Source organism: Spirosoma radiotolerans, from assembly GCF_000974425.1.
GTDB lineage: Bacteria > Bacteroidota > Bacteroidia > Cytophagales > Spirosomataceae > Spirosoma > Spirosoma radiotolerans.
In genome coordinates this window covers 5,952,950-5,965,235 of sequence record NZ_CP010429.1, presented here as the reverse complement: position 1 = coordinate 5,965,235, position 12,286 = coordinate 5,952,950, and the positions used below count along the sequence as shown (strand labels likewise).

Here is a 12,286-nt window from a genome sequence, read left to right as displayed (position 1 = left end):
CGTTACTTACATATCGTATCACAATCAAATAAAAAAAATACTACAATGGCAGATTTGAAAGCGTTCGCGGAGCAGCTTGTAAGCCTGACAGTTAAAGAAGTTAACGAGTTAGCTACGATCCTGAAGGATGAGTATGGTATCGAACCAGCAGCTGCTGCTCCCGTAATGGTAGCCGGTGGTGGCGGTGGTGCTGATGCTGCTCCAGCTGTTGCTGAGAAAACTTCGTTCGACGTTGTTCTGAAGTCAGCTGGTGCTGCTAAGCTGGCTGTCGTGAAACTGGTTAAAGACCTGACGGGTCTGGGTCTGAAAGAAGCCAAAGAATTGGTTGACACAGCACCGAAGCCAGTAAAAGAAGGCGTAAGCAAAGATGAAGCTGAAGCCCTGCGTAAGCAACTTGAAGAAGCTGGTGCTGAAGTAGAAGTTAAGTAAGCAGATAGCTCTTTCGCATATCGCTCCAGGCAGGGGAGGCCAGACCAACGTCTGGTCTTTTCCTGTTTGGAGACTTTTTGTCTAAGCTATTGCAAAAGACAAACTAATTTATATTGCCTTATGTTGTCTATTTACGCTCCTTGGGTCGGGTGACACCCGGAGCCTGAATAGCCGCTTAGTTCGAGTGCCGTAGCAAATCTTCGCAACGCACTCATTGAGAATCGGTTACGCAACTAAACGAAGCACAATCTTGGCGACAAACGCGAAAATCAGTACGCGCAAAAATTTTGCGACGATTCAGCCAGTGATTGGGTATCCAGACTTTTTGGATATTCAAGTAAAATCCTTCAAAGATTTTTTCCAGCTTGATACGCCCTCCAACCAACGGTCGGAAGAAGGGTTGTTCAAAGTTTTTCAGGAAAATTTCCCCATTTCCGACTCCCGTGAGAATTTCAAGCTGGAGTTCATCGACTACTTGGTTGACCCGCCAAAATACTCGGTAGACGAGTCTATTGACCGGGGCTTGACGTATTCGGTGCCTTTGAAAGCCAAACTGCGCCTGACCAACAACGATCCCGACAACGAGGATTTTGAAACGATCGAGCAGGAAGTTTTCTTAGGGAACATTCCGTACATGACCGAGAAAGGCTCGTTTGTCATAAACGGAGCTGAGCGGGTGATTGTTTCTCAATTACACCGTTCACCAGGTGTGTTCTTCTCGATGAGTAAGCACACAAATGGTACCAAACTTTATTCAGCCCGGATTATTCCGTTCAAAGGTTCCTGGATCGAATTCTCGACCGATGTAAACAATGTCATGTACGCGTACATTGACCGGAAAAAGAAATTTCCGGTTACGACGCTGTTACGCGCCATTGGCTTTGGTTCAGATAAAGATATTCTGGACCTGTTCGGTTTATCAGAAGAAGTACCAGCTACGCCAGCCAACCTGAAGAAGGCGATTGGTCGTCGGCTGGCAGCCCGGGTATTGCGCACGTGGACGGAAGATTTCGTGGATGAGGATACGGGCGAAGTGGTGTCAATCAGCCGGAACGAGGTGCTCCTGGAGCGTGACTCGGCCATCTCGGCAGATGACATTGATGTAATTACGGAGTCGGGTCAGAAATCAGTCATCCTGCACAAGGAAGACATGAACATGGCCGATTACAACATTATTTATAACACGCTGCAAAAAGATAGCTCGAACTCTGAAAAAGAGGCCGTCGAGCAAATCTACCGGCAGCTCCGGAACGCGGACGCACCTGACGAGCAAACCGCTCGTGAGATCATTCAGAGCTTGTTCTTCTCGGACAAGCGGTATGACCTTGGTGATGTAGGCCGCTACCGGATTAATAAAAAGCTCGGTCTTGACATTTCGTCGGACATGAAAGTACTGACCACCGAAGACATTGTGTCGATTGTGAAGTACCTGATTGGTCTGATTAACTCGAAAGCCGTTGTTGATGACATTGACCACCTGAGCAACCGACGTGTTCGGACAGTAGGTGAGCAGTTATATGCACAGTTTGGCGTTGGTCTGGCGCGTATGGCCCGGACGATTAAAGAACGGATGAACGTGCGGGATAATGAGGACTTCAAACCGGTTGACCTGATTAATGCCCGGACGCTGTCGTCAGTGATTAACTCGTTCTTCGGAACCAACCAGCTGTCGCAGTTCATGGATCAAACCAACCCACTGGCCGAAGTAACGCACAAGCGTCGGATGTCAGCACTGGGACCGGGCGGTCTATCTCGTGAACGGGCCGGTTTTGAGGTTCGTGACGTACACTACACGCACTACGGTCGTCTGTGTACCATCGAGACCCCGGAAGGTCCAAACATCGGATTGATTTCATCACTTTGTGTCTATGCTAAAATCAATAGCATGGGCTTCATCGAAACGCCATACCGGATTATCGAAAACGGAAAGGTATCGATGGAAAAGCCGGTGATGTACTTGACGGCTGAAGAAGAAGATACGCACTACATCGCTCAGGCGAATGCAGACATCGACAAGAAAGGTAACTTCATGGTTGATCGCCTGAAAGCCCGCTTTGAAGGTGACTTCCCAATTGCCGAGCCGCAGAACGTAACCTTCATGGATATTGCGCCGAACCAGATCGTATCGGTGGCGGCTTCCATGATTCCATTCCTTGAACACGACGATGCTAACCGCGCCCTGATGGGCTCGAACATGCAGCGTCAGGCTGTGCCGCTCCTTCGTCCCGAAGCGCCTATTGTGGGTACGGGTCTGGAAGGTCGGGTAGCTGTTGACTCTCGGACGCTGGTTATTGCTGAAGCCGATGGTGTCATTGAATTTGTTGACGCGACTAAAATTGTTGTTCGGTACAACCTTGATGAAGATCAACTGGCTGTTACGTTCGATGAAGATCGCAAAACGTACAACCTCATCAAGTTCCGTCGTACTAACCAGGATACCTGCATCAACATTCGGCCAACTGTTCTGAAAGGACAGAAGGTGAAGAAAGGCGATGTGCTTTGCGAAGGCTATGCCACGCAGGCTGGTGAACTGGCGCTGGGCCGGAATATGAAAGTTGCGTTCATGCCTTGGCAGGGATATAACTTTGAGGATGCTATCGTGATTTCGGAGCGTGTTGTCCGCGAAGATATTTTCACGTCGATTCACATTGAAGAGTTCGAGTTGGAAGTTCGTGATACCAAGCGGGGCGAAGAGGAATTAACCTCTGAAATTCCGAACGTAAGCGAAGAAACGGTTCGTAACCTCGATGAGAACGGTATCGTTCGAGTGGGTACCGAGGTGAAAGAGGGCGATATCCTGATTGGTAAGATTACACCAAAAGGCGAAAGCGACCCAACACCAGAAGAAAAACTCCTTCGGGCTATTTTTGGTGATAAGGCCGGTGACGTGAAGGATGCTTCCAAAAAAGCACCACCATCCTTAAAAGGCGTTGTCATTGATACGAAGTTATTTGCTCGTCCGGCGAAAGAAGATCGTGGCAAGCATAAAGACGAAGTAAAAGCACTGATGAAGAAATACGGCCGTGAGTTGAATGACTTCAGGGCTCGTATGATCGAGAAATTAGTGCTGTTGCTGGATGGCAAAACCAGCGCGGGTGCCAAACACAAATTTGGCGATGAGATTGTGAGCAAAGGCGTGAAGTTCAGCCGGAAAAATATTACGGAGAACCTCTTCCCGGATCGCAATGCCTACCGCGATGAGAGCAGCTATGCCGTACCTGAAGAAGCCAATCTGCTGGCCGATATGAACCTCGAAGGCTGGACGGAAGATGATAAACTGAACCAGATGCTTGTTACGCTCATCAAGAGCTACAACAACCGTCGCAGTGAAATCACTGGCCGGTTTAAGCGCGAGCGGTTTACGCTTGAGGTTGGTGACGAGCTACCGGCTGGTATCGTGAAGTTAGCGAAAGTCTACATCGCCAAGAAGCGTAAGCTGAAAGTAGGGGATAAGATGGCTGGTCGTCACGGTAACAAAGGGGTCGTTGCCCGGATTGTGCGTGATGAAGATATGCCCTTCCTGGAAGATGGAACTAAAGTCGACATCGTTCTGAATCCGCTTGGTGTACCATCTCGTATGAACATCGGCCAGATCTATGAAACGGTATTGGCCTGGGCTGGTCAGAAACTGGATCGGAAGTATGCAACGCCAATTTTCGACGGCGCTACGGAACAGCAGGTTGCTGACGAGCTGGACGAAGCAGGCTTGCCATCGTTTGGCCGTACGTATCTGTATAACGGCTTGACGGGTGAGCGCTTTGACCAAAAGGTAACGGTCGGTATCATCTACATGCTCAAACTAGGCCACTTAGTGGACGACAAGATGCACGCCCGTTCAATCGGACCTTACTCACTCATTACACAGCAGCCGCTGGGTGGTAAAGCGCAGTTTGGTGGTCAGCGTTTCGGTGAAATGGAAGTGTGGGCACTGGAAGCTTTCGGTGCATCGCATATCCTGCAGGAAATCCTGACCGTAAAATCCGATGACGTAGTTGGTCGCGCAAAGGCATACGAGGCAATCGTGAAAGGTGAAAACCTGCCGAAGCCGAACATTCCTGAGTCGTTCAACGTACTCGTTCACGAGTTGCGTGGTCTGGCCCTTGAAATTACATTAGAGTAAAAAAAATAGTTTACAGGTTTCGGTTTACAGTTTTTGGTTAGTCGAAGCAGACCGCTTTGCGCAACCGAAAACTGTAAACCGAAAGCCGTAAACCTCACTATTAATCTCCAACCAATGTCGTTCAAAAAGAACAAAAAGCTCAATAGCGACTTTGCCAGTGTGACGATCAGTCTGGCATCGCCGGAGTCTATTTTGGAGAGTTCCTACGGCGAGGTAACACAGCCGGAGACGATCAACTACCGGACCTACAAACCCGAAATGGGCGGCTTGTTCTGCGAGCGCATTTTCGGACCCGTGAAGGACTGGGAATGTCACTGCGGTAAGTACAAGCGGATTCGCTATAAAGGCATTATCTGTGACCGTTGTGGTGTTGAAGTAACTGAGAAGAAGGTACGCCGGGAGCGAATGGGCCACATTGAACTGGTGGTGCCTGTTGCGCACATCTGGTATTTCCGCAGCTTGCCTAACAAAATTGGCTATCTGCTGGGCCTTTCGACCAAAAAACTCGATCAGGTTATCTACTACGAACGTTATGTGGTGGTGCAGCCTGGCGTAAAAGCTGAAGATGGTATCAACCAGCTTGACTTTCTGACCGAAGACGAGTATCTGGATATTATTGACAAACTGCCGGGTAACAACCAGCATCTGGACGATAAAGACCCTAATAAATTCATCGCCAAGATGGGGGCTGAAGCGTTGGAGATGCTGTTGTCGCGGGTGGAGTTAGACGAACTGTCGTACTCACTGCGTCACGCGGCAGCTACAGATACGTCGCAACAACGGAAAGCGGAAGCCCTGAAACGGCTTAAAGTCGTTGAGGCATTCCGGGAAGCTAACGGCCGTATTGAAAACCGTCCTGAATGGATGGTAATCAAAATGGTACCGGTTATTCCACCTGAATTGCGCCCACTCGTCCCACTGGACGGCGGTCGTTTTGCTACGTCTGATTTGAATGACCTGTATCGCCGGGTTATCATTCGGAACAACCGATTAAAGCGGCTTATCGAAATCAAGGCTCCCGAAGTAATTCTCCGCAACGAAAAGCGGATGTTACAGGAAGCTGTCGATTCGCTGTTCGACAACTCACGTAAGGTGAACGCCGTTCGTTCGGAAGGTAACCGGGCGCTGAAGTCACTGTCCGACATGCTGAAAGGTAAGCAGGGCCGTTTCCGGCAGAACCTGCTTGGTAAGCGTGTCGATTACTCGGGTCGTTCGGTTATCGTGGTTGGTCCTGAATTGAAGCTCCACGAATGTGGCTTGCCGAAAGACATGGCCGCTGAATTGTTTAAGCCGTTTGTTATTCGCAAACTGATTGAGCGGGGTATCGTGAAAACGGTGAAATCAGCCAAGAAAATCGTTGACAGGAAGGATCCTGTTATCTGGGACATTCTGGAAAACGTGTTGAAGGGCCACCCTGTTCTGCTGAACCGGGCTCCAACGCTTCACCGGCTGGGTATCCAGGCATTCCAGCCAAAACTGATCGAGGGTAAAGCTATCCAGTTGCACCCACTCGTTTGTACCGCCTTTAACGCTGACTTTGACGGTGACCAGATGGCCGTTCACGTGCCGCTGGGCCAGGAAGCTGTGCTTGAAGCGTCGCTGCTGATGCTGGCGTCGCACAATATTCTGAACCCTGCCAACGGTGCGCCAATTACGGTACCATCGCAGGACATGGTACTGGGTCTGTACTACGTGACGAAAGGTCGCAAGAGCATTCCTGAATACCCGATTGCGGGTGAAGGCATGACATTCTACGGTACCGAAGAAGTAATTATCGGTATCAACGAAGGTCGGGTGTCCAAACATGCCAACATTAAGTGCCGGGTGAAAGTCCGGGACGAAAATGGCGAGCTGGTTTACAAAATCATCGACACCGTTGCGGGCCGGTTACTGTTCAACCAGGCCGTTCCCGAAGAAGTGGGCTACATCAATGAATTGCTGACGAAGAAGAAGCTTCAGCAGATCATTGCGCTTATCTTCAAAATTTCAGGTGGCGCCCGGACGGCTCAGTTCCTCGATGAGATCAAAGAGCTCGGCTTCCAGATGGCGTTCAAAGGTGGTCTGTCCATCGGTCTGAGTGATATCATGATTCCTGAAGCCAAACAGGGTCTGGTTGAAGAAGCGAAAGCTGAAGTGCAGGCCGTTTGGGATAACTACCTGATGGGTCTGATTACGGAAAACGAACGATACAACCAAGTTATTGACATCTGGACGCGTGTGAACTCCCGTCTGACCGAGACGCTGATGAAGCAACTCGAAGCGGATCAGGGCGGTTTCAACTCAATTTACATGATGATGCACTCGGGAGCCCGTGGTTCGCGTGAGCAGATTCGTCAGTTGGGTGGTATGCGTGGTCTGATGGCTAAGCCTCAGAAAAACCTGCAGGGCTCTGTTGGGGAGATCATTGAAAACCCGATTCTATCGAACTTCAAAGAAGGTCTCGACGTATTGGAGTACTTCATCTCAACCCACGGCGCGCGTAAAGGTCTGGCCGATACGGCTCTGAAAACGGCCGATGCCGGTTATCTGACCCGCCGTCTGCACGACGTGGCTCAGGATGTGATCATCAGTGAAGACGATTGTGGTACGCTTCGCGGCCTGCAAGTGTCGGCTTTGAAAGACAATGAAGATATCGTTGAGCCTCTGTCAGAACGTATTTTGGGCCGTACGACGGTTCACGATATTTATGACCCGCTCACGAAAGAGTTGATCGTAGCCTCGGGTGAGTTAGTGACTGAAGAAGTGGCTGCTCATATCGATGAAACGAGCATCGAAACCGTCGAAATTCGTTCGGTACTGACCTGCGAATCGCGTCAGGGTGTTTGCGCCAAATGTTATGGCCGCAACCTGGCATCGGGTCGCATGGTTGACATCGGCGAAGCCGTGGGCGTAATTGCCTCGCAGTCGATTGGTGAGCCAGGTACGCAGTTAACGCTTCGTACGTTCCACGTAGGTGGTACGGCCTCTAACATTGCCGTTGATGCCTCGATCAAAGCGAAATTCGATGGTCTGATTGAGTTTGAAGAAATGCGGACGGTTCAGTCGGAAGATAACGAAGGCAACCCACAAACGATCGTAATGGGTCGTTCGGGTGAAGTTCGGATTGTCAACCCAAGTGACCGGAGCGTCGTACTCATCAGTAACAACGTACCATATGGTGCATTCCTGCGGGTTAAAGATGGCGATATGGTGAAAAAAGGCGACGACATTTGCGCCTGGGATCCTTATAACGCCGTTATCCTGTCTGAATTGACCGGTACGCTGAGCTTTGATGCGATTGAAGATGGGATCACTTATCGCGAAGAATTCGATGAACAGACTGGCTTCCAGGAGAAAGTGATCATCGAAAGCCGCGATAAAGCCAAGAACCCAGCCATTGTTGTTCAAGGCACAACAACCTTAACGTTGCACCTGCCCGATAACGACGGTGGACCGCTGCAGAAGAGTTACAACTTACCCGTTGGATCTCGTCTGGTCGTGAAGGAAGGACAGAAAATTAAAGCGGGTCAGCCGTTGGCAAAAATTCCGCGTAACGTTGGTAAAACGCGTGACATCACGGGTGGTCTGCCACGGGTAACGGAATTGTTCGAAGCGCGTAACCCATCGAACCCAGCTGTGGTTAGCGAAATCGATGGCGTTGTGACCTACGGTGCGATCAAACGGGGTAACCGCGAGATCTTCATCGAGTCGAGAGATGGTACTAAGAAGAAGTACCTCGTCCCTCTGTCGAAATTCATCCTCGTACAGGACAATGACTTCGTACGGGCTGGTGCTCCGTTGTCGGATGGTGCGATTACACCAAGCGACATTCTGGCCATCAAAGGACCGACGGCTGTTCAGGAATACCTGGTAAATGAAATTCAGGAAGTTTACCGTCTGCAAGGGGTGAAAATCAACGATAAGCATATTGAAGCCATTGTTCGGCAGATGATGCAGAAAGTTGAAATCATCGACTCTGGCGACACCAACTTCCTCGAAGGTCAGGTTGTCGATAAATGGTCTTTCCGCGAAGAGAACGATAAAGTTCTTGACGCTAAAGTGGTTATGGATGCTGGCGATTCGCCGAACGTTAAACCAGGACAGATCGTAACCAGTCGTCAGTTACGGGATGAGAACTCCGGTCTGAAACGTCGTGATATGGCCCTGGTGACCGTTCGCGATGCAATGGCCGCCGTTTCGCAGCCAACGCTGATGGGTATTACCCAATCGTCGCTGGGTACGGATAGCTTCATCTCGGCCGCTTCCTTCCAGGAAACGACAAAAGTACTGAGCGAAGCCTCTATTCGTGGCAAGCGTGACGTACTCGATGGCTTAAAAGAGAACGTAATCGTTGGTCACCTGATTCCTGCCGGTACAGGTCTACGTCGCTACCAAACGGCGATTGTTGGCTCGAAAGAGGAACTGGAAACGATTACTGAATCACGTGAACAGTACGCTCGCAGCAAAAAGAAAGCTACGGTTTAACCGTTGATAAATACAAGTAAAAAAGCCCTGGCCAGAAATGGTCGGGGCTTTTTTGTATAAGTCTTTACACACTTACATTTCAACAGTAGGATGCCTTCTTGTCTAGACCAGTCTAACGGAAAGGTTAATAAGCGCTGATATCGGATCAGTGTTTCGAAGCTGTACGTGTTTGGTTCTGTAACGTCATTGAATTTGAAGAACTCAGAAGCGATGGTAAAGCGTGGGCTTGATGTATGCCTCGGCCTACATTTGGCAATCCTTATTTTGCCAAGGTTATAAAGCTCAAAGCGCGTAAACAGAAGACAGTTATGTTACTACCGCATCAACTCATCGAACGTAATACTTAAATAATATAACCCGCCGATACGGGCCAGTCCATACCCTTGTGCATAATAGTGGTTCAGGATGTTCGTGCCACCAAGTTTAACGACTGATTTGAACGTGGGCACTTTATAGGACACCTGTGCATCAAGGCTCGTCCAGGAGGGCAACCAGATATCACCGGCTGTAGTGCCTTGTTCTACCCACATTTTATCCGTCCAGCGGTAGGTTAGCGTGGCACCAAGTCGGTCCGTAAGACGAGCGTTACTGAGTGTCAGGTTATATCGATTTTCAGGCGATATAAAGAAGTTACGGCCCTTTTGTGATACTTCTGGATTGCTCATTTTTCGTTTAACGATGGGCACACCGGCATTGTCATTGACAACGTTGCCCTGGGCGTCACGCAAGGTTACGGTGCCTACCTGGTGGGTGTAGTTACCGCTAATCGTGAACCCGCGCCCTAATCCATATTCCGAGCCTATGCCCCAGCCGTCTACGAAAATCTCATTATAATTATTGAAGTTGATTTGCAGCGTCCGATAGGCATTCGTCGAAAAGTCAGCGATTTGGCCATTGGTAGGCTGGTAAAAGCTTTGTGCGGCAATAAAGTCGGTGTATTTGCTATGGAAGTAAAAGGCGTCGACATAAAACTTATTCTGAATCAGGGTCTTATAGCCAACTTCCCAGGTCTTTATTTTCTCTGTTGTGAAGTTGGCCGGGTTGTAGGCCCGGCTGCGGAGCTGTGCTTCGGTAATACGTCCGGCCGTGAAATCCTTCACGTCGCTATCTACATAAGCTGGGTTGGTAAATAGGCCGGCTGATTGAGCGGCAAGTTGTGAGCCACCCACATCGCCCCCCTTGCCAGCCGCCGGAACGGCAAACAATTGGCCCGGTGACGGGTTTCGGAAGGCTGATTGCCACGATCCCCGGAAGTTGTGCGGCCCAACAATGACAACCGCCGATGCGCGGGGAGTGACCCCACCTTTGAAGTACTGGTTCTTATCGTAGCGAACGGCTACGGTTGGTTTCACCGTTAGTCGTGTGCTTACTTTTACTTCTTTGGCGGCCTGAACATAGGCTCCATATTCATTGATGGTGTATTCCGAGCCATCGGCCTTCAGGGTAATGGCTGTACCGCCGGTATTGATACCATAATGGCGAAGGCTGCCCCCCGCCAGCAGCTCAACCGTATTGTTTAGCAGTTTTGTGAAGTTGTACATACCTTCGTAATGCCACAGGGATGAATTATCCCGGAAACGGGTTCCCTTGGCGGTAGTTAAGCCGGGAATAAAGTCAGTGTTGTATGTGTTCGCATAAGCATCCCGGACGGCATTGAACTGGTCGGAGCCGGGCAGGTAGCGGCCACGGTCGGCTGTGGCGCGGGATTCACTGATACCAAATTTATTATCGATGTAGACCTGCCCAAACTCGGCGGCCCACTGGTTCAACGATTTCCAGCTATTGTTGATCGCGGTAGCCGTTTGACCAATGTTCCAGCCTTCCGCCTGCTGCTGGGTAGTATAGGCCCGTAGAAAAAAATTATCGCCCCGCAGCTCGGCTTTAAACTGATGCCGTTTGTAGTCGGGGAAATATTCGCGGAAACCAGCAGTGCGGATAAAGTTGCCATTGCCGTAATACCAGCCAAGTGAGGCTTCTACATTGCCCGGTAATTTATAATGTAAGGAAACATTGGCCCGGTTGTTAAACACTTTACCCTGATTGCCCAATACATCCAACTCCGTATAGCCCGTACGGGTTACCAACTTACCCTGCAAGAGGACGTTTGCGTAATCCTTGGGGAAGGTGTAAGCGCCACCAGCGTTGATATCGTCGCCATAAATATTGACGCCATCATACTCGAAGTTTGTATTTGGATTGTTATTCGGCACATAGCCAATACCCGTCGCAATACCGCCCTGACTAGGGTCAATTGTGAAGAAATTAGTCCGCGCCCGCGTTGATCGGTCACTGTAATCATCGGCAATGAAATCAGTACCGCTAAGACGCTGGAAATTTACTTTGAAAGCAAACCGTGTTCCCAGTTGTTTGGCGTATCGAATGGCAATATCGCCATACCCTTTCGGGCCGAAATCGCCTTTCCCAACATTGTTGGCACCTACTTTTACCTGGGCACTCAGCCCCTGATAGGTAAAAGGATTCTTACTGGAGGTCAGCATGAGACCTTGTAGCGCATCCGGGCCGTAGAGGGCCGATGAAGCCCCCGGAATCAATTCAATACTTTCGACATCTAGATCTGAGATACCGGCAACATTGCCAAAACCAAACCCTAGGCCTGGTGAGCGGTTATCCATGCCATCGGTAAGTTGCAGAAAGCGGTTATTGTTGTTGGCTCCGAATCCGCGCAGGTTTACCGATTTGAAGGTCAGGCTCTGGGTCAGCATATCGACCCCTTTCACGTTCTGAAGCGCATCGAACGGGCTTGCCGCTGGTGACTGCTGAAACTGCCGGGCGCCAAGCTTTTCGACTGTTACAGCTGCTTTCTGAATATCTTCCGGCACACGACTAGCCGACACCACAACTTCATCGGTCATAATGGCTTCTTCACTCAGCTTGACCGTGACACTTCGAAAATTATTTCCCCGAACGGCAACATCTTCCCGTCTGTAGCCGATAAACGACACACTAAGAGTAAGGGGAAGTGATTCATTGGTTTGCAAAGAAAATTGCCCGTTGGCCTGCGTAATGGTTCCCGTATTGGTGCCTCGGATGATAACGGTCACGCCCGCCATGGGTTGATTACGTTCATCGGTGACAATTCCTGCAATATTGGTTTGCGCCCAGGCCTGCGTGCTGCCAGATAGCAAAAAAAGTAAAAGCAGAGAAAAGAGATGTTTCATAGGTTCGTTGTGCATAATAGTTGGATGTAAACAGGCCAAAACAGTAAAAGCTGTTTACGTTAAATGAAATTAACGTAAACAGCTTTTACTATGT

General features: G+C 49.7%; 4 protein-coding genes. 3 read left to right on the top strand and 1 reads right to left on the bottom strand.

Going from position 1 to position 12,286, the window contains the following annotated elements; genetic code table 11:
• Positions 1-45: 45 nt before the first annotated feature.
• From rplL to rpoC, 3 genes are all read left to right on the top strand, one after another.
• Positions 46-429 (top strand): 50S ribosomal protein L7/L12, encoded by a 384-nt coding sequence (gene rplL, locus SD10_RS24185; protein ID WP_046577458.1) that lies wholly within the window; start codon positions 46-48, stop codon positions 427-429.
• Positions 430-679: 250 nt separating this feature from the next.
• Positions 680-4,549, top strand: coding sequence for a DNA-directed RNA polymerase subunit beta (gene rpoB / locus SD10_RS24180; protein WP_046577455.1), 3,870 nt, complete (start codon positions 680-682; stop codon positions 4,547-4,549).
• A gap of 114 nt (positions 4,550-4,663) precedes the next feature.
• Positions 4,664-9,013: a DNA-directed RNA polymerase subunit beta' gene (gene rpoC, locus SD10_RS24175; RefSeq protein ID WP_046577453.1), complete on the top strand. Its 4,350-nt coding sequence runs from the start codon at positions 4,664-4,666 to the stop codon at positions 9,011-9,013.
• A gap of 314 nt (positions 9,014-9,327) precedes the next feature.
• Here the strand turns inward: rpoC and SD10_RS24170 are convergent, their stop codons facing one another.
• Positions 9,328-12,192, bottom strand: coding sequence for a TonB-dependent receptor (locus SD10_RS24170; protein ID WP_046580071.1), 2,865 nt, complete (start codon positions 12,190-12,192; stop codon positions 9,328-9,330).
• Positions 12,193-12,286: the final 94 nt, after the last annotated feature.